Origin of the sequence: Pseudomonas matsuisoli, assembly GCF_014647635.1 — a bacterium.
GTDB lineage: Bacteria > Pseudomonadota > Gammaproteobacteria > Pseudomonadales > Pseudomonadaceae > Pseudomonas_P > Pseudomonas_P matsuisoli.
The window spans coordinates 209,357-228,536 of the sequence record NZ_BMPO01000005.1 but is presented as its reverse complement, the minus strand read 5'-3'; the positions used below and the strand labels follow the sequence as shown (position 1 = coordinate 228,536).

Here is a 19,180-nt window from a genome sequence, read left to right as displayed (position 1 = left end):
TTGACTGCACAAGTACCTGTAGGAGCGAGCTTGCTCGCGAAGACGATAGTTGCTTCAAAACGTCTGCAATGGCCACCCCAGACCTATAACGGCACATTTCGCTGGAGAGGCAGCGAGATCATGTGAGTAGAGGATCGCTGTCTGCGGAGACAGATCACCTTTACCCGGCGGACTGCATTCGCGGCCAAGGCCGCTCCTACAAAAAAGCACGTCGAACTCATCGCTACCGGCGGCGCACATGGCCTGTTGTAGGAGCGGCGGGGCGGCCATCCGCCTTGGCCGCGAAAGCGGTAGTGGGTTCACGATGTCTATTCAAAACCGTTTGAGGAGGCTTGGTCGACGCCCTCTACGCGGGTTTCACCTGCCCTATGGGAGCGGGTAGTGCGCCGGCGACTTCAGCCCCGATTCCGCTGTTTGCGCTCATCCAGTGTCTGCCGCACCAGGCGGTACAGGTAAACCAGCACCACGATACCCACGACGACCTTCGAACCGGGGTCGAGATAGACGGCGACCTGATCGTAGTTGGCGTGCAGCAGGTAACCGGCCATGGTCAAAAAGCCGGTCCAGAGCCCGGAGCCAAGCAGGGTGTAGAACGTGAACGTCCAGAACGGCATACGCGCGATGCCCGCGGGGACGGAGATCAATGTGCGAATGGCCGGGATCAGGCGACCGAAGAACACGGCCGACTTGCCGTGGGCATGGAACCAATGCTTGGCCTTGTCCACATCGTCTTCGGAAATGGTCAGCCAGCGGCCGAACCGACGCGTAACCACGCGAACGCGTTCCTCGCCGAAGAACTTCCCTGCGTAGTACCACGGGATGGCGCCGATGTAGGAGCCCATGGTCCCGGCGAATACGACAAGGAAGAAGTTGAGATCACCGCGCGCGGCGAGAAACCCTGCAAGCGGCATGATCGCTTCAGAAGGGATAGGCGGAAAAATGTTCTCCGCCAGCATCAAGCCGAAGATGCCCCAATACCCGCCGCTCTCCATCCAACTGATGATCGAATCGAACAAGGCCTTTCCTCCGTGACGGTTTCGTTGAATGCCTGCTGCAGCCCTGCGTTCGAGCTATCGGCGAATGATGACTGCGATAGGAGTCGCTGGCGTACGGATAAATCCGTAGGGGAAACATTTTGCGAAACACGGTGGTTCAGATGGTCAGCGTGCATGCGCGGTGCAGGGGCGAAAGCGCACGAGTTTTAACTTGTGGGAGCGAGCCATGCTCTCGATGGATGGTGGTCTATCGCAAAAAACATCGCGGGCATGGCTGGACGCAGCCCGGCTGAACGCAGCCCGGCTCGCTCCCACATAAAGCGTTAGATCCCTGGCGCGGTTCCACCCTACGACTCTCCCGCGTGTGACTTTAGTGGGCTCTGTTCTCCGCCGTGTCACGAAACGGTCAAACGGATTTCTTAAACCGGTTCGCTCATGTTCCATCCGGAGATTAGCCAATGAGCGATAACACTATCAGCCGTCGTCGGATCATCCAGGCAATGGGGGCGGGGCTGCTGTTGCCCGGTGTTGCCCCTGCTTTCGCAGTCGGTCCAAACGGACGGCCCAAGATTACCGATGGTATCCAGGCGGGAGATGTCACAGGAGACCGCGCGCTTATCTGGAGCCGAACCGACCGACCCTCGAAAATGATCGTGGAGTGGGACACCAAGGAAAGCTTCAACGACATACGGCGCGTTGTCGGGCCGACAGCCACCACGGCAACTGATTTCACTTGCCGTGTCGATCTACGTGGCCTTCCGCAGGGGCAGTCGATCTTCTATCGCGTGAGTTTCGAAACGCTCGATGACCATCGCCTCAGTTTTCCGGTACTCGGCCAGCTGCGCACTGCACCGGCGCAGCGAAGGAACATTCGTTTCGTCTGGAGCGGAGACACGGTGGGGCAGGGGTTCGGCATCAATCCGGACATCGGCGGCATGCGCATCTACGACGCGATGCGTCAGCGTCAGCCAGATTTCTTCCTGCACAGCGGCGACACCATCTACGCCGATGGCCCGATACAAGCGGAATTGACGACGGTAGAAGGTAAGGTCTGGCGCAACATCACCACGGAGGCGAAGAGCAAGGTCGCGGAGACGCTCGACGAGTACCGAGGCAACTATCGCTACAACCTTCTGGACGACAACGTGCGCCGCTTCAATGCCGAGGTGCCGCAAATCTGGCAGTGGGATGACCATGAGACCACCAACAACTGGTCCGACAGCAAGGTGCTGGATGACCGCTATCGCGTGAAGGACATTCACGTCCTTGCAGCCCGAGCACGTCAGGCTTATCTCGAATACGCGCCGATGCGCATGGCTGGAGGCGACGACGCGGGGCGGATCTATCGGCGCGTTTCTTATGGGCCCTTGCTGGATATCTTCGTGCTCGACATGCGGTCCTACCGTGGCCCTAACAGTGCGAACCTGCAAACCCAGGCGGGGCATGAGTCGGCGTTTCTCGGCGCAAGCCAACTGGCTTGGCTCAAACGCGAACTCGAAGGATCGAAGGCTACCTGGAAGATCATCGCCGCTGACATGCCCATCGGTTTGCAAGTACCGGATGGCAAAGGAGAAGACGGCCGAAAACGCTGGGAAGCCATTGCCAATGGTGACGATGGTGAACCTAAGGGGCGTGAACTGGAGATCGCTGATCTACTGGGCCATATCCGCCGCAAGCAGATCCGCAATACCGTCTGGTTGACCGCTGATGTGCATTATTGCGCCGCGCACCACTATTCGCCGGAGCGGGCAGCGTACAAAGGTTTCGAGCCATTCTGGGAGTTCGTGGCCGGGCCGCTGAACGCGGGCGCATTCGGCCCCAACGCGTTGGACGGCACTTTTGGGCCCCACGTTAGTTTTCAAAAAGCGCCACCGAAGGAAAACAGTTCGCCACTGTCGGGTTTTCAGTTTTTCGGTGAGGTGGAAATCGATGCCGAGAGCGAAGCGCTAACGGTCTCGCTGCGGGATTTGAATGGCGCCGCAGTGCACACTCAAGTGCTGGAAAAGGCGAGCGCAGTATCGTGATTCGCATGCCTAGCCCTGCACATTCACGTGCAGGGCTAACGCTTGGCGCAAGGTTTGAAGCGTATTGCCCGCGACGCTGAATAGGCGGGCTCAGAAGCCGCTGTTCAACACGATCATCATCGAAAAGCTGATCGGCAACCCCACAAGCGCAGCAATCAGGCTGGCGTCGAACAGGCGCCTGGCCCACTCGCGAGCGCGCACGCGGCGGTTGCGGCTGAGTTCCAGCGTCATGCGGGTGCAGATGAACCAGCCCACGAGGATCGTTCCTGCAATCGGGACCAAAAGAATCAAGGTCTTGAACACGTCATATCCCTCCTATCCTTGACGTCGACGCGGGCAACCCTGTGATCCCACAGGCGTTACCGAAGCGCACCATTGAAAGAGGCATTAGGGTGCCAACATGCTATCGCTCGGGCAACGGCTACGCAGAACCCGAGCGCAGAGATCGGACGAACGAAGCGGGAAATGCCGTCCGTCTGGCAGATTGTCTGAGCATCCGCGGTTCGCCTCGGGTCAACCTCTTCAATCAGCCTGAAGAAGTGGAGCCATACAATGACCCTCGATGAACTCAAGAAAATGGCCAAGAACGGTGAGGTAGCCGAAGTCCATCTGGTTTCGGTCGAAGGCGGCTCCTATGCCGTCCACGGCGTCGTGGGTGAGCAATCCTTCGCGGTCCGCGACGCGGATGGGGAGACGTTACATGTAGCATCCATTGACGAGGCCAAGAAGCACCTGGCGAGTATCGCTGACGTGCCCTCGTTCCTCATTCAGCCTGCGGTTTACGACGAGATGGTCGGACAACCCTCTGAGTCGGTACATTCTCGCGAGCCCGTTTCTCTGCGCAAGAACATGTAAACGTTCGCGTCTGATGCGCCGTCCCAGGCTTATTTGCCGCCCACCGCGAATAGCTCGCCTAGGGCGCGGGAAGCGCCTTACGTACTTGTTCAAAAGCCTGCCTCGTACGCTCGACGATGGCGTCCGACGTGCTCACGCTGTACGCCAGATAAAGCTGCGTCGATAACGCGTCGAGCGAAAACACGGGTTGCAGGATCGAGAAGTCCACATTGGCTTCCACGGCTAGCCGTCGTGCTTCGCGCTCCGGTAGAGGCAACAAATCGACCTGACCATTGACCAGTTTGCGAAAGCTGTCGCTGTTCTGTGCGGAGAGCACCAGTCGCTCGAACCCCTGCTGCTCCAGGTACTGATGACGCATGTCGTCACGGATCACGCCGACGCGGTAATGACTTGCCTCCTCGAGCGCGCCCACATGGATGTCTTCCCGGTCCGCCAGCTTATAGAACTGCGGTCGGGTGTCGTCCATCTTGCCGACCCATTTGAAGAGGTGCTCGCGTTCCGGTGTGCGGGCGATCACGTAGATGAGTACGTTCGGTTCGCGCAACGCCATGTCATACGCGCGGGCCCATGGGTAGAGGGTCACTTCATAGTCGGTCAGCCCCGCCTTCTGCAGGGTCGCTTCCACTACGCGGGTCGCCGGGCCAGACACCTTGCCGTTCTCGAGATAGGTATAGGAGCTCGACTCGGTCACCGCGAGAATGCGTTCGGCATGGGTGGGACCGGCGATGAATACCGCCAGCAGGCAAAGCATGGGAAGACGATTGGGGCGCATGACATTCTCCTTGTCAGCAAGCGACACGATTGCGGCCGCTGTGCTTGGCGCGATACAGCGCCTGGTCGGCCTGACTCAGCAATTGATCAAAGTGGTCCATGGCTTTGGTATCCAGCGTCGCAAGGCCGATGCTCAGTGTGACGTGATCGCTCACCAGGGATGCGGAATGGGGAATGGCCCGCTCGGCGAGTGCCGACGTGGCGCGTTCTGCAACCCGGGCCGCTTCTTCAAGATTTAGGCCCGGCAGCAGTACGGCGAACTCCTCACCGCCCAGGCGCGCCACGACTTCGCCTGCACGGGCGAAACTCTGCCGCAGGATGTCGGCGACGTCGCGCAGGCAGCGATCGCCTTGGGCGTGGCCGTAGAGGTCGTTGTAGGCCTTGAAGAAGTCGATGTCGCACATCAGCACCGCCAGTGGCTGTTCGCTGCGCACGGCGCGCCTGAATTCCTTTTCCTTCACGTCATCGAACTCACGTCGATTGGCAAGTCCGGTGAGCGGGTCGCTACGGGAGAGTTCTTCCAGCCGCTGGTTCGCCTCGCTGAGCTCCGCCGTCCGCGCATCGACGAGTTCGGCCAGATGGTCACGGTGGGCAGCAAGATCGTGTTCGTACTGGCGCTGCCGGTCGAGGTGATCGGCCAGTTTGTCCTGCACGTCATTGACGCCGGCTTCTAGCAGGCTTAGCTCGTCGCGGCGTTTGGGGGAGCGCTGCAAGCTGAGCTTTGCCTTGAGCGTGTCCGGAGAAAGACGATTCAGGTGCCGCGCGATGTGCTGGACATGGACCGTCACCGAATGGTTGAACATCCACATGATCAGCCCGGCCAGCAATAACGACTGCACGACCTGAGTGACCAGGATATTAGTGATCTCGTGGTACAGCCGCTCGCGCAGTACGGTTTGGTTGGCATCGATTTCGAGCGTGCCGACATGCTCGACGGCGCCCGCATAGGGCGAAAAGGTCAGTTCGCGGCGTAACGAAGGCGATTGCTCGAACACGCGGGAATCGGCAGTCGAACGAACGATGACCTCCGCTTCACGTCCTGCTCGAAAGATCCTCAGCGATACGCGGCCCACGGGCGTTGCGCCGGCGACGCTTTCCATTTGGCTCTCGAGTGATTCGGTATCCATTTCCCAAATGGCCTTGGAAAGGGTGCCTTGGAACACCTGGTCGATCAGCGCCAGCTCGCTGCGGATGTTGGCCAGGTTGTTCTGCCAGGCAAACCAGCTACGCAGCCCAACCGTCACGCAGGTGAACAGCAAGCAAAACCCCAGTGTCGCGACCACCAGGCGACGGCCGAGCGAGTTATTCGGTTTCTGAAGGGCGTGTTTATCGGGCATGGGTTACAGCCACTTCTCGGTAATGGCATCGAATACGCCGTTGTCATGCAGGCGCTGCAGGGCCTTGCGGAAATGCTCGACGGTCTCGTCCGGCGTACGGCGGCTGAAGGCGATCTTCAATCCATCCGCGCCGCCAAGTTTGGGGATTTGCAGCACTTGGCGCAGGGTAAGTGCCGGATTGTCCTGAGCGGCACGCGCCAGGTAGGCCGCATTCAGTTCGTTGGATATCCATAGATCGACCCGGCCTTGCTGCAGCTTCTGGTAATTCAGTTCGTAGCGCGTGCTGGATTGCAGGCCACTGCCGGTCTGAAAACCATTGGCTATCAAGAACTGCTCGCCGACATCCTGTTTGACGGTAGCGATCTGGTAGCGGCGTGCATCTTCGAGGGTACGCAGTTGAATGTCGCTAGTACCGTTGCTGTAGAGCGCCCAACGCGACGAAGCGACGACACCGACCCATTTGAACAGCGGTTCGCGCTCCGGCGTTGGCGTGATCGAGTAAATCATGACGTTCGCATCGTTCAGGGCGATGTCGTAGGCGCGCGCCCACGGCATGGACTGGATGCTCGCTTCTACGCCCGCTTCCTCCAGCAATGCCTGGACAATTTCCGTGCTGAGTCCGGTGAGGCGCCCATTCACCGTCATGTTGTACGGCGGTAGCTCTTCGGTAACGACGCGAATCGATTCAGCTGTTGCGGCTAAGCTCCAGCACATGCCCGCAAGCAGATAAATCAATCTCAAATGAAGTCGGATCGAAGTCATACAAGCCCATCTGGCGGCTCGCAATCAGGGTTGCGTTACGCGTGCTGATCGCGGGGGAGAAACTGACAAGTGTATCGGCCCATCCATCGCGGACTTGAACCGGGCCGACACAAGGTCGCGCTTGTGTAAGTCGACCAGTATGCACTCCGTCGCAGTGGGGATAGTGTAGGACGGATAAAACGGCGTCTATTCTTTCCCTGTGGGAGCCATCCCGCCGCCGAGGCGCCGCGCGTCACGCAGCAAACAGGAGGCATGGCGATCCGTGGGAGCGGATCGCAGCCCGGCTCGCTCCCACAAGGTTAACGACTCTGCTTGTGTTTTTTGCTTATGAATCGATGGGATATTTTTTGTTTGATAGGAGCCGGCCCACGCCAGCTTCTGCCCGTGCGCCCTTTTTTGTGAACGGGATTCAAAGGGCCAGCGTGAGTCGCATGCCGTCGTAGATGGCGGCATGGATATCACGGCTGTTGATCGCATCGCCTATACGGAAAAGCTGGAAGCGCCCGTCGGGGTTACGCTCGATGCGCTGTGGTTCGAGCGCCACGAAGGCTGCCTGATCCAGCTCTCCAGCGTTGGTTGAGTAATTACGCAACGCGAAGTACAGGTCGTCCAGAGGCAGCGTGCCATGCTCGACGACGACGTGATCGACGATACGTTCTCGGGTGAGTTCACCGTAGTCATCGTGCAGCGTCACTTTCAGGCGGCCGTTTTCTCGTGCAACCGCCTTTACGCGATGGCCCAGTGTCTGGCGCACATCGTGCCGGGCGAACGCGCGCAGGTACGCGGGCATGTTCAGGCCGCCGACGTCCGGGCCCAGGCTGCGTTCACTGGTCACGAGCTCCAGCGATACGCCATCCCGTTCGCATAGGGTTTCGGCCGCGCTCATCGCCTGATGGCCGCCGTGGTAGTCGAAGACGAGCACGTCACCGCTTGGTTTGACGTCTCCGCTAAGCACGTCCCAAGTGCTGGAGACGAGTTCGTTTCCAGCGTCGAGAAATTCAGTGTTGGGCAGCCCTCCAGTGGCGATGATGACCACGTCGGGCGCTTCGGCCAGCACCTCGTCTTCACCTGCGAAGCAGTTGTAGCGAAAGTGCACGCCAAGGTGCTCGCATTCGCTGACGCGCCATTCCACGAGGCCTAGCAGTTCTCGTCGGCGCATGGGCATGGCCGCAACCCGTACTTGGCCGCCGGCCTGGGCGGCGGCTTCCAGAACGGTGACGTCATGGCCACGCTCCGCCGCGACCCTTGCGGCTTCGAGGCCCGCAGGCCCGGCGCCGACGATCAGCACCTTGCGCGGGGTGGCGGATTTCTCCGTGATTTCGTGAGGCAGTAGCGCTTCCCGCCCGGCTGCCGGGTTGTGCAGACAATGGGCCTGGCCGGAAATGTAGATTCGGTCAATGCAATAGCTGGCGCCTACGCACGGACGAATGCGGTCCTCCTGCCCCGCGGCGACCTTGGCGACCAAATGTGGGTCGGCGATCTGGGGACGGGTAAGGCCGACGAGATCGACGAAGCCCTCACGCAGGGCATATCGCGCCGTGGCCACATCGCTGATGCGTGCCGCGTGCATGACCGGAATCGTCACCGTTCGCTTGACCGCGCCTGCCAGCGCCAGGTGCGGCGCGCTCGGTGTGCCCATGCCGGGAATCGCCTTCGATAGCGTGACCTCGCTGTCGATACGCCCCTTGATCACACTGATGAAGTCGATGCCGTGATCCTGCAGGGTTCGGGCGATCATCAGGCCTTCTTCCTCGCCTAGACCTCCGGGTGTCGCATCGTCCACGACCATGCGGATACCGACGATGAAATCCGAGCCAACCGCCTTGCGCACGGCGCTGACCACTTCGAGCGAGAAGCGCATCCGGTTTTCCAGACTCCCGCCCCAGGCATCGTCGCGGTCGTTCGTCGGATACCAGAACGCATCCAGCAAGTGGCCGTAGGCCTCCATCTCTACGCCGTCGAGGCCGCCCTCCCGGCAACGCAGCGCGGCACTGGCGTATTGGTCGATTATCCGCGCGAGATCCCATTCTTCAGCCTTTTTGGTGAAGCTACGGTGCGCAGGCTCGCGGCCGTGGTTGGGCCATATCAGCGGCAGCCAATCGCCGGTGAAGTTGCTTCCTCGCCAGCCGAGGTGGGATATCTGGCACATCAGCGCACTGCCGTGCTCGTGTACGGCGTCGCTAAGGTCACGGAACCACGGAACGATCTCGTCCCGGTAGATTTCCAGGTTACCGAACGCGGGTGGGCTGTCTGGCGCTACGATGGCCGAACCGCCGAACATGTTCAGGCCAACGCCGCCGCGCGCTTTTTCCACGAGGTAGTCACGGTAGCGACGCTTAGGCATGCCGGCCTCGCTGTAGGCGGGTTCATGGGAGGTGCTGACCACCCGGTTGCGAAGGTGCAGGTGACGGATCGAGAAGGGCTGAAGAAGTGGATCGTTGTGCATGGCGGCGGTTCTCGCGTGCAAACGGGGGCCTGATTCGAGCGAGCGAAGGCAGGTGTCCGGAGGAAAACAAGTGGCTGTGGTGCGCTTAGCGCTGAGCAGCCACGGGCTTTGGCTGGAACATCGCCGCGAAACGAGGTTTATGGGCCCGGTAGTAGTCGTCGATCACTTGTTCCTTCGGAGCACTCTGGGCTGCAAGCTGCATGCTCTCGAGATCCGCTAAGGGAATCGAGTACTGCGCAAGAAAGCCCGCAACCTCCGGTTCATCGGCCTTGAAGCCTTGGCGGGCGACCATGTGAATCTGTTCGGTACCTCCGAATACCTGCTTCGGATCTTCGAGGTAACGCATCTTCCATCGGGTGAACATCCAGTGCGGATTCCACGCGTTGAGGATGGCCCAGTCGCCCTTGTCAGCGGCTTTGCCGAACTGGGTCGCCATACCGGCTTCGGACGAAGGGACGACCTTGTATCCCTTGAGTCTGTACGCTTCGATGGCGGTGCCAGAAAGCACGTATTGGGACGTGCCAGGTGATGCCGCAAGGATGGTGCCGTCGAATTTTTCCGCCACGCCCGGTTTGTTCAGGTCCTCGATGGAGGAGACCTCTTCCTTGGGAATGAAATCAGGAATGGCCCAGCCGATCCGGCCTTCGTAGAGCACGCCAAGGTCTTCGAGCTGGCTGCCGTACTTGTCCCAGTAGGTCTTGTGGGTGGCGGGTAGCCAAACCATGGGAATGACATCCACGCTTTCGCTCATCAGGCCCTGGAACTGGATACCGATTTCCGCCATGACCAACTTCACGGGGCGCTGGGTTTGTTCTTCGATAACTTTTGCAGCGAGCTTGGCGGAAATTTCCGCATCGTCCCAGGCGACCCAGCCGATGGTGATGGGCTTGCCGCTGTCGGCGTGAGCGAGCGGGGCGATGCCCGCCGTGGTGAATGCGATCGAGGCGATCGAGGCGTACGTCCAGCGTTTCAACAGGCTCATGGCGTTCCTCCCGAGATTTTATTGGTATTGCTTTTGCTACAGGCAGGAGATGCTTCAGGTGTTTGTTACCACGATGGTCGGGGGTCTCGGCCCCCTCCACTTCATAAAGCCATGCGGATCGTGTGGACGACAAACGACTAATCAGCCGCTTTCGGATTACTTCAGGTAATGGAAAAACTTCGGCGACGACTACCTTCTCTGACCGGTCTCGTGGTCTTCGAGGCCGCTGCGCGCCGCCTCAGTTTCACTGCGGCTGCACGAGAAATGTGCATTACGCAGGCCGCCGTGAGCCGCCAGGTGCGCCAACTCGAACAGCACCTCGGGCAGTCGTTGTTCGTGCGTGAGCACCGCGCCGTGAGCCTGACTGCGGCTGGCCAGCGGTTGTACGAGGCGGTCGGACAGAGTCTCGAGCGCGTCGCCCAGGCCGTCGAAGACATCGGAACCGGCAGCTACGGGTCGCTGACCGTCAGTGCGACCATCGCGTTCTCGACCTTCTGGCTGCTACCCTGGCTGGAAGCCTTTCGTTCCGAATATCCCCAGATCGGCATTCGTCTGATGGCGCTGGACCGGGAGGTCGACATGCGCGGCGAGACCATCGACATCGCATTCATCAGTGGAGACGAAGGGCAGGGACCGAGCATTCGCATGCAGCGCTTGTTCGATGAGTCCATCGTGCCGCTGTGCCGGCCTGATTTCCTGAAAACGCCTTTGCAGGCACCCACTGATCTGCTCCAGTGCCCGCTGTTGCATCTGGATCGTGAGCACTGGCGTTATTTCAGCTGGCCCGTCGTAGGGTGGTCCGACTGGTTCGAAGTGGTGGGCTATACCGGTTCCCTGCCCACCGCCGGGCTGTCGTTCAACAACTATTCACAGTTGATCCAGGCTGCATTGGACGGCAAGGGAATCGCCCTGGGCTGTACCGGCATGTTGCAGGACTACATCGCTGATGGTCGTCTGGTTCGCCTGTTCGAACAGGAATACCGCAGTGCACGCGGCTATTACCTTGCGTTCAATGAAAAGGGCGGCAATCCGTCCGCGATGCAGTTGTTCTCCGATTGGTGGGCACGAACCGCTCCGCTAGACGGCGCGTGAGCGAAAGTTACCTCTCAAGTAACTGGACCCGCTCTGATCTGAACGCCATCTGCGCGATGGCGCGTCTTTGGGGTCTAGATTTTCTGCGGTAACGCCATGACGCTTTCGGCCACAAAGATTGTGCCTGTTTGAAGGCACAAAACGAGAGCTCGGACAGTCCATGACGAAACGCCGATCGCACCGACAACAGAGGAATACCGACATGAACCTGGCACAGAACGCACTTGCTACCCTGGCGCTATCGACCCTTGCGACGGTCGCCTGTGCCCAGGAGGCCAGCAGCGATTGTCCCAGCGTAGACATTGGAAAGTGTTTTACGGACCTTTCGACCGGGATCCGCATGGCGTACGTCGAAACCGGACCGAAGGATGGACCCGCATTGATCCTGCTGCACGGGCTCACGGGCAGCGCGCGCTCGTGGGCGGACACGATGGCCGCTATCCAGCAGAAAGATCCATCTCTGCATGTCATTGCGGTCGACCAGCGGGGCCACGGGGCGGCGTCGATGCCCGACCCGAACGTGTGCGCGGCTGACCCGAAGGCGTGTTTTACGCCGAAACATTTCGCGGATGACCTGATCGCCTTCATGGATGCTAAAGGGCTGGAGAAGGCCGCCGTCGCTGGCAGCTCAATGGGCTCGTTGATTGCGCAGGAACTGGCCCTTACCCACCCGGAGCGGGTAACTGCCACGATCCTGTTGGGCTCCACGGCGGCGTCGAAGGACAATCCCATATTGAGCTACTACCTTCTGGATGACCCGGTTCATGGCGCCTGGGCAGAAGGATTACAGGCCAAAGGCATCACTTCTCCAGAGGCAATCTACAACGCAACGCCGCAAGATGCCGATCCAAACATCCAAACGTGGCTCTCGGAGGTCTGGGTCGTCTCGCTTTTTGCCGATCCGGCTTTGCTCCAGGCGGTCAGCAACGAGACGGCGCAGGTGAAGATGGGCACATGGATCGGCGCGACCGAGGCGCTGCTGGCCTACGACAACAGCGGGCACCTTGGTGATCTGAAGGTGCCGACTTTGGCGTTGTGGGGCACGCAGGACACGGTGTTCCCGCTAAAGCCAGACCAGGAAATGCTACAGGAAGCCCTTGCTAGCGCGCGCGGGCAGGGCACGCCGACCTACTGGAAGCAATACGGTGTCGAGCCGTTGCCTGATAACGGGCTACAAGTAGGTGATTTCGGTCACAACCTTCAATGGGAAGCGCCGGTCCCCCTGGCTGACGACATCGTGGCATTCCTAAAGACAGGAGAGCCCACGCGCGATGCGGTAAGAATCGGCAAGGGCTCGAAAGTGGAGGTCACCCCGGACGCCGCAATGATCGTTGGTGGCAAATAGCAGATAGGCAACCTGACGCGTCAGCTTATAAGTGTAGGCGCGACTTCAGTCGCCAAAGATTGCGGGTTGCACAGCGCCCCCGGTAAAGCCGCGGGTTTTACCCGCCCTCCGGCTCTTGTAGACCGGGTGCCAACCCGGATGCTGCAATGTCATGCCAGCAACGGTGCCAAGGCTTATGCGGGTTTAACCTGCCCTACGAGACGAGGGCGTCGTAGGGCAGGTAACCGTTACCGCTCCAACTTTCCGCTGCCTATTGCCAGCGCCATCCCCGGCGCCAGCGGCAAGCGCGGCACCAGTGTGGTCTGGTAGGCGTGGTACAAGTCGCCCTTACCGGACCAGATCCGCTCCTCCGGCGTATTGGTTGGGCTCAATTCGTGATGCCAGCTGCCATCGGCGCGGTCGATGAGATAAGCGTCCGCGTAATCCCAAAACCGGCGATACCAACTCTCGTACTGCGCCTCACCCGTACGGCGCGTGAGCGCCGCCGCCGCATTGATCGCTTCGGCCACGGGCCAATGCAGGCGCTGGCGAACTACGGGCTGCTTCGCCCAATCGACGGTATAGACGATGCCAGCGTTACCGTCAGCGGCCCAGCCGTAGCATGCGGCGGCCTCGAACAGCGCCCGAGCATCCCTGAGTAGCCATGGCGGCGTTTTCATCCGCGCACGTTGGCGTGAGGCTTCGAGATGCAACAGCAGTCGCGACCACTCGAACGCGTGGCCGGGTGTCAGCCCGTACGGACGGAACTGATCTTCCGGGTTATCGGCGTTGTATTCGGGGAGCGGTTGCCAGCTTGCATCGAAGTGCTCCGTCACCAAGTGGTCGGCAAGCTCTCGGTGGCGATGGATCACGCACTCGGCGGCACGCAATGCGCGGTCGAGCCATTCCGGTTGGTCCAGCGCATCGGCCAGCGCCAGCATGGCTTCGACCCCGTGCATGTTGGCATTGGCGCCGCGATAGGCCTCCGGCTTCTGCCAGTCCCGCGAGAAAGACTCACGCAAGGCGCCGTCTTGCTCTGACCAAAAACGCTCCCGCAACACGCTCGCCGCATCGTTCAACAGCGTATCCGCGCCGGGGCGTCCCGCGATGGACGCCGAGCTTGCGGCCAGCGCGACGAAGGCATGCAGGTAGGCTTGCTTCTCAGCTGATTCATTGCCCGCGGTAAGCGGCTTGGCGAACCAGCCACCATGTTCGTGATCCTGCAATGGGCCCGTGAGTGCGGCGATGCCATGGTCGATCAATGTTGCGCAGCCAGGTATGCCTTGCAGGTGGGCGAGGGCATAACAGTGGGTCATCCGGGCGGTCGTCATGGTGTCGGCCGTGGCGCCTTCCGGCAGACGACCGACGCGATCAAGGCTCGCATACCCGTCGGCGACGCGGCTTGCGCGGGAGAACAGCTGCAAGCGCATGCCCTCTGCAGCGAGCCACGCCTGGTGGTCAACGCTGGCGAGCCAACTGCCAGTCGGTAACGAAGATTTAGCCATTAACCACCTTCCCACCGTTCACGTGGATCGTTTGCCCGCTGACGTACGACGAATCGTTGCTGGCGAGGTAAACGTATGCCGGGCCAAGTTCGGACGGTTGACCCGCGCGCCCCATGGGCATCTCGCTTCCCAGTGACGCCACCTTCTGAGGATCGTGCTGACCGATGCTGGCGGGCTGCAATGGCGTCCAGATCGGGCCTGGCGCGACCTGATTGACGCGAATGTCACGCTCGATCAATTGCTGGGAAAGCGAGCGAGTGAAACCGTCGATAGCGCCCTTGGTGCTGGTGTAGTCCACCAACATCGCGTTGCCGACGAAGCTGTTGATCGACGTCGTGTTGATGATCGAGCTACCTGGGCTGAGGTGTTCCAATGCCGCGCGGGCCATGTAGAAGTAGCCGTGGATGTTGATGGCGAAGGTCGTTTCCCACTGCTCATCGGTGATGTCTTCGAGGCGCGTCTGTACCACTTGGTGGCCTGCGTTGTTCACCAACACGTGCAGCCCGCCTAAGCTCTTGACGGTCTCGTCTACCGCGGCCTTGCAGAAGGCGCTGTCGCGCACGTCGCCAGGAATGATGATGCAACGTCGCCCCTCTGCCTCGACAAGCCGTTTGGCTTCGGCGGCATCGTCGTGCTCATCGAAGTAGACGATCGCGACGTCCGCGCCTTCGCGGGCAAAGTGGATGGCAGCGGCGCGACCGATACCGCTGTCGCCGCCCGTGATGAGCGCCACCTTGCCGGCCAGTTTGCCGCTGCCGCGATAGTCCTCGCGAATGAACTCCGCAGGCGGGTTCATTTCGGTTTCCCGGCCGGGCAGACGGTCTTGTTTCTGGGGAGGGAAGTTGTTGCTCATGGACGTCTCCTTAACGAGTTAAAACCTATGTGTGGTTAGGGAGGGCGGCGAGTGACGAAGGTCCGAATGGCTGACGGGCGGTGGTGGTGATGCAAAGCAAAAGCGATCGCCCACAAGTGGGCTCCTACAGAAGAGCAACACCGCGCCTTTGTAGGAGCCCACTTGTGGGCGATCGCTTTTCGGTCGGTTGTCGCGCCTCGAATCGCACTCTCGAACCCCCCCAAATTCCCGAGCAACGGAATCGGAATTGGTCAAAATTTGTGCTAATCTCCGCGCCCCCGTGAAGCCCTGTCTGATCAAAAAATATGCAAGCCGCCAAGCAGCTGTACGACTATCCCAAGTACTGGGCCGAATGCTTTGGTCCCGCGCCGTTCCTGCCGATGAGCCGGGCGGAGATGGACCTGCTCGGCTGGGATTCGTGTGACGTGATCATCGTCACCGGCGACGCCTACGTGGACCATCCGTCGTTCGGTATGGCCATCATCGGGCGGCTGCTGGAAGCGCAGGGCTTCCGCGTCGGCATCATCGCGCAGCCGGACTGGCAGTCGAAAGACGACTTCATGAAGCTGGGCAAGCCGAACCTGTTCTTCGGCGTGGCCGCGGGCAACATGGATTCCATGATCAATCGCTACACGGCGGACCGGAAAATCCGTTCCGACGACGCTTACACGCCGGGCGGTTCCGCCGGCAAGCGTCCGGACCGCGCATCCATGGTCTACAGCCAGCGTTGCCGCGAAGCCTATAAAGGTGTGCCGATCGTGCTCGGGGGCATCGAGGCGTCGCTGCGCCGCATCGCGCACTACGACTACTGGCAGGACAAGGTTCGTCATTCCATCCTGATGGATTCGAAGGCGGACATCCTGCTCTACGGCAACGCCGAGCGTGCCGTGGTGGACATCGCACAGCGGTTGTCCGCGGGCGAGCCGATCGAAGCCATCACCGATATGCGCGGTACGGCCTTCGTCCGCCGCGACACGCCCGAGGGCTGGTTCGAGATCGACTCCACGCGTATCGATCGTCCGGGCAAGATCGACAAGATCATCAACCCGTACGTGAATACCCAGGACACCCAGGCCTGCGCCATCGAGCAAGAAAAGGGACCGGTAGAAGACCCGAACGAAGCCAAAGTCGTGCAGTTGCTGCCGAGCCCGAAGCTGACGCGAGACAAGACGGTCATCCGCCTGCCGTCCTACGAGAAAGTGAAGTCCGACCCGGTGCTCTATGCCCACGCCAACCGCGTGCTGCACCTGGAGACCAACCCCGGCAACGCGCGTGCAATGGTGCAGCGTCATGGCGAGCAGGATGTCTGGTTCAATCCGCCGCCCATTCCGCTGACCACCGAGGAAATGGACTACGTCTTCGGGCTGCCGTACGCCCGTGTGCCGCATCCTGAGTACAAGGGTGAGAAGATCCCCGCGTACGACATGATTCGCTTCTCGGTGAACATCATGCGTGGCTGCTTCGGTGGCTGCACGTTCTGCTCTATCACCGAGCACGAAGGCCGCATCATCCAGAACCGCTCGGAAGACTCGATCATTCGTGAGATCGAGGAAATCCGCGACAAGGTTCCGGGTTTCACTGGCGTCATTTCCGACCTCGGCGGGCCAACGGCGAACATGTATCGCATCGCCTGCAAGGATCCGGAGATCGAGAAGCACTGCCGTAAGCCGTCGTGCGTATGGCCGGGCATCTGCGAGAACCTCAATACCGATCACTCGTCGTTGATTCAGTTGTATCGCCGCGCGCGTGATCTGCCGGGCGTGAAGAAAATCCTCATCGCCTCCGGCCTGCGCTATGACCTCGCGGTCGAGTCGCCCGAGTACGTGAAGGAGCTGGTGACGCACCACGTCGGCGGATACCTGAAGATCGCGCCGGAGCACACCGAGGAAGGGCCGCTGGGCAAGATGATGAAGCCCGGCATCGGCAGCTACGATCGCTTCAAGCAGATGTTCGAGAAGTACACGAAGGAGGCGGGCAAGGAGCAGTACCTGATTCCGTACTTCATCGCGGCGCACCCGGGCACCACCGACGAGGACATGATGAACCTCGCGCTCTGGCTCAAGCGCAATGGCTTCCGCGCGGACCAGGTGCAGGCGTTCTACCCGTCACCGATGGCCACCGCCACGGCGATGTACCACAGCAAAAAGAACCCGCTGCGCAAGGTCACTTACAAGAGCGACGAGGTGACCATCGTCAAGGGCGAGCGTCAGCGCCGTCTGCACAAGGCCTTTTTGCGCTACCACGACCCGAAGAACTGGCCGATGCTGCGCGAGGCGTTGCAGGCCATGGGCCGTGCCGATCTGATCGGGCCGGGCAAGCAGCAACTCATTCCGGCAACCCAGCCGGTGGGCGATGGCGGCTACCAGAGCGCGCGCCGCAAGAACTCGACGCCGGTCGGCAGCAAGAAAGTGGGGGCGAGCGGTCGGATTCAGACCCAGCACACCGGTCTGCCACCGCGCGCATCGGACGGCTCCAAGCCCTGGGACAAGCGTGAGCAAGCCAAGGCCGAAGCGTTCGCGAAAAATCAGCAGGACAAGCGCAAGCCCAAATCAGGCAAGGGATCGAAGCGCCCGGTCGCACCTCGCTAGCGCACCACCAGCCGGCTAGTTCCTTCGCTTACGCGCAGGAGCCAGCCGGCCACGAGTTTCCTCGAAATCCCAGCATTTACCCCTATTCACCCAGCGAGGGCAGCGGTTGCGCCCTCCTGTAGGAGCCCACTTGTGGGCGATCCAGGTATCTCCGCGCCTTACACCCTCTTTCTGCTTGGCACACCTAGCCCAAACACGTGGCCGGTGGAATTCCACCTAGCGAGGACGGCACATAGGCGACTGAAGTCGCCCCTACAAAAGAAGGGCGCCGCGCCGCTGTAGCATCAAACCAGCTACGGTCTCAGGGCCGCTTCGATCGCCAACCCGATCGACAACACCTGGTGATCCTTGCCGCCAGCAGCCGCGAGCATCAGGCCTACCGGTGCCGTGCCCGGCGCATGGCACGGCAGCGAAAGCGCACAGCCATCCAGGAAGTTGATGAAGGTCGGGTTGCGCAGCATCAGTCCGTTGGTGCGGAAGTACAGCGCTTCATCGTCGATCAGCGCCTGAATGGAGGGCGCTACCTGCGGCACCGTCGGCATGAGCAGCCCATCGAATGCGTCGATGCGCTTCTCGGCGGCGTCGATCCAATCCTGGCGCGCCGCGATGAGGTCGAGCAGGTGCGCCGCCGACATCTTCTCGCCCAAAGCAATACGCGACACCACACGGGGATCGTATTCATCCGCGCGCTCGGCAATGTAGTGCCGGTGATACGCCCAGGCTTCAGCGGCAGTGAAGCTGCCATTGGCGTTCAGCGCGGGTAGGGCATCGAACTCGGGAATGTCGAGCAGCATGACGCGCGCACCGGCCGCCTCGAGCGTTTTGCAGGCGGCCTTGAACGCGGTTTCCACGGTCTCGTCGAGGTCATTGAGTACGACATTGCGCGGAACGGCGAACGTGCAGGTCTCCAACGGTTTCGGTGCGATCGGTGTATAGCGCTCTCCAGCCATGATGGCATCAAGTATCGCGCAGCACTCGACCGACGCCGCGAGCGGCCCAATCGAGTCCAGCGCTTTGGAAAGCGGCAGCACGCCGTCCATGGGGACCCGGTTAGCGGTGGGTTTGAAACCCGTCAAGCCGCACAGGGCCGACGGGATTCGCACCGATCCACCGGTGTCCGAACCGATCGCCGCGAACGCCATTCCATCGGTGACCGAAACGGCAGCGCCTGACGAAGAGCCACCGGGGATGCGGCCGGTCGCGCGATCCCAAGCGTTGCGCGGCGTGCCGTAATGAGGGTTGATCCCCAGCCCGGAGTACGCGAATTCCGTCATGTTGGTACGCCCCATGATGACGGCACCGGCCGCGCGCAAGCGTTCGACGACAACCGCCGTACGCTCGGCGATGGGCGCTTTACTGAGCAGCGTCGAACCGGCCGGTGTCGGCTGGCCGGCGATGTCGAACAAGTCCTTGACCGAGATGGGCACCCCTTCGAGTGGCGAACGCGCCAGGCCAGCAGCACGAAGCCGGTCGGAGGCCTGTGCGCTGGCGAGTGCGGCATCCCGGTCCAGTCGAGTGAACACGCGGGCGCCTTCACCTTGTGGGTCAGCGGCGCGCACCAGTGCCGCTTCGGTCAAGCCAACCGACGTCGCGCGTCCCGCGTCGAGGTCGGCAGATACGGTATTTAGAGTGGGCAGCATAGGGGG

General features: G+C 61.0%; 15 protein-coding genes. 5 read left to right on the top strand and 10 right to left on the bottom strand.

Annotation, left to right across the window (positions count from 1 at the left end; translation table 11 throughout):
- Window positions 1-395: 395 nt before the first annotated feature.
- Window positions 396-1,016 carry a DedA family protein gene (locus tag IEY47_RS12665; RefSeq protein ID WP_188983608.1) on the bottom strand — a complete coding sequence of 207 codons (621 nt, stop codon included), beginning with the start codon at window positions 1,014-1,016 and terminating at the stop codon, window positions 396-398.
- A 437-nt stretch (window positions 1,017-1,453) separates the two neighbouring features.
- Here IEY47_RS12665 and IEY47_RS12660 point away from each other — a divergent pair, with 437 nt between their 5' ends.
- A complete protein-coding gene (locus IEY47_RS12660; protein ID WP_188983607.1) occupies window positions 1,454-3,019 on the top strand; it encodes an alkaline phosphatase D family protein in 1,566 nt (521 codons plus the stop codon).
- A gap of 90 nt (window positions 3,020-3,109) precedes the next feature.
- On the opposite strand, the gene IEY47_RS12655 is transcribed toward IEY47_RS12660, so the two are convergent.
- Window positions 3,110-3,322, bottom strand: coding sequence for a hypothetical protein (locus tag IEY47_RS12655; protein ID WP_188983606.1), 213 nt, complete (start codon window positions 3,320-3,322; stop codon window positions 3,110-3,112).
- Window positions 3,323-3,571: 249 nt separating this feature from the next.
- Between IEY47_RS12655 and IEY47_RS12650 the strand changes: the two genes are divergently transcribed.
- Complete coding sequence (locus tag IEY47_RS12650) at window positions 3,572-3,874, top strand: DUF6482 family protein (protein ID WP_188983605.1); 303 nt, start codon at window positions 3,572-3,574, stop codon at window positions 3,872-3,874.
- Window positions 3,875-3,932: 58 nt separating this feature from the next.
- Here the strand turns inward: IEY47_RS12650 and IEY47_RS12645 are convergent, their stop codons facing one another.
- From IEY47_RS12645 to IEY47_RS12625, 5 genes are all read right to left on the bottom strand, one after another.
- Window positions 3,933-4,646 carry a substrate-binding periplasmic protein gene (locus IEY47_RS12645; RefSeq protein ID WP_188983604.1) on the bottom strand — a complete coding sequence of 238 codons (714 nt, stop codon included), beginning with the start codon at window positions 4,644-4,646 and terminating at the stop codon, window positions 3,933-3,935.
- A gap of 13 nt (window positions 4,647-4,659) precedes the next feature.
- Window positions 4,660-5,982: a GGDEF domain-containing protein gene (locus IEY47_RS12640; protein WP_188983603.1), complete on the bottom strand. Its 1,323-nt coding sequence runs from the start codon at window positions 5,980-5,982 to the stop codon at window positions 4,660-4,662.
- A gap of 3 nt (window positions 5,983-5,985) precedes the next feature.
- Complete coding sequence (locus tag IEY47_RS12635) at window positions 5,986-6,744, bottom strand: substrate-binding periplasmic protein (RefSeq protein ID WP_188983602.1); 759 nt, start codon at window positions 6,742-6,744, stop codon at window positions 5,986-5,988.
- Between the two features lie 409 nt (window positions 6,745-7,153).
- Window positions 7,154-9,190 carry an NADH:flavin oxidoreductase gene (locus tag IEY47_RS12630; protein WP_188983601.1) on the bottom strand — a complete coding sequence of 679 codons (2,037 nt, stop codon included), beginning with the start codon at window positions 9,188-9,190 and terminating at the stop codon, window positions 7,154-7,156.
- Window positions 9,191-9,275: 85 nt separating this feature from the next.
- Window positions 9,276-10,172 carry a glycine betaine ABC transporter substrate-binding protein gene (locus tag IEY47_RS12625; protein ID WP_188983600.1) on the bottom strand — a complete coding sequence of 299 codons (897 nt, stop codon included), beginning with the start codon at window positions 10,170-10,172 and terminating at the stop codon, window positions 9,276-9,278.
- 168 nt (window positions 10,173-10,340) lie between these two features.
- Between IEY47_RS12625 and IEY47_RS12620 the strand changes: the two genes are divergently transcribed.
- Complete coding sequence (locus IEY47_RS12620; RefSeq protein ID WP_188983599.1) at window positions 10,341-11,264, top strand: LysR substrate-binding domain-containing protein; 924 nt, start codon at window positions 10,341-10,343, stop codon at window positions 11,262-11,264.
- A 202-nt stretch (window positions 11,265-11,466) separates the two neighbouring features.
- Window positions 11,467-12,609, top strand: a complete 1,143-nt coding sequence (locus IEY47_RS12615) for an alpha/beta fold hydrolase (protein ID WP_188983598.1) — start codon at window positions 11,467-11,469, stop codon at window positions 12,607-12,609.
- A 227-nt stretch (window positions 12,610-12,836) separates the two neighbouring features.
- Here the strand turns inward: IEY47_RS12615 and IEY47_RS12610 are convergent, their stop codons facing one another.
- Window positions 12,837-14,093: a D-mannose isomerase gene (locus tag IEY47_RS12610; RefSeq protein WP_188983597.1), complete on the bottom strand. Its 1,257-nt coding sequence runs from the start codon at window positions 14,091-14,093 to the stop codon at window positions 12,837-12,839.
- On the bottom strand, window positions 14,086-14,946 hold the full coding sequence (locus tag IEY47_RS12605; protein WP_188983596.1) for an SDR family oxidoreductase: 861 nt from the start codon (window positions 14,944-14,946) through the stop codon (window positions 14,086-14,088). The genes IEY47_RS12610 and IEY47_RS12605 overlap by 8 nt, the downstream gene beginning before the upstream one ends.
- 305 nt (window positions 14,947-15,251) lie before the next feature.
- Between IEY47_RS12605 and IEY47_RS12600 the strand changes: the two genes are divergently transcribed.
- Window positions 15,252-17,534: a YgiQ family radical SAM protein gene (locus tag IEY47_RS12600; RefSeq protein ID WP_188983595.1), complete on the top strand. Its 2,283-nt coding sequence runs from the start codon at window positions 15,252-15,254 to the stop codon at window positions 17,532-17,534.
- Between the two features lie 293 nt (window positions 17,535-17,827).
- On the opposite strand, the gene IEY47_RS12595 is transcribed toward IEY47_RS12600, so the two are convergent.
- Window positions 17,828-19,174, bottom strand: a complete 1,347-nt coding sequence (locus tag IEY47_RS12595; protein ID WP_188983594.1) for an amidase — start codon at window positions 19,172-19,174, stop codon at window positions 17,828-17,830.
- Window positions 19,175-19,180: the final 6 nt, after the last annotated feature.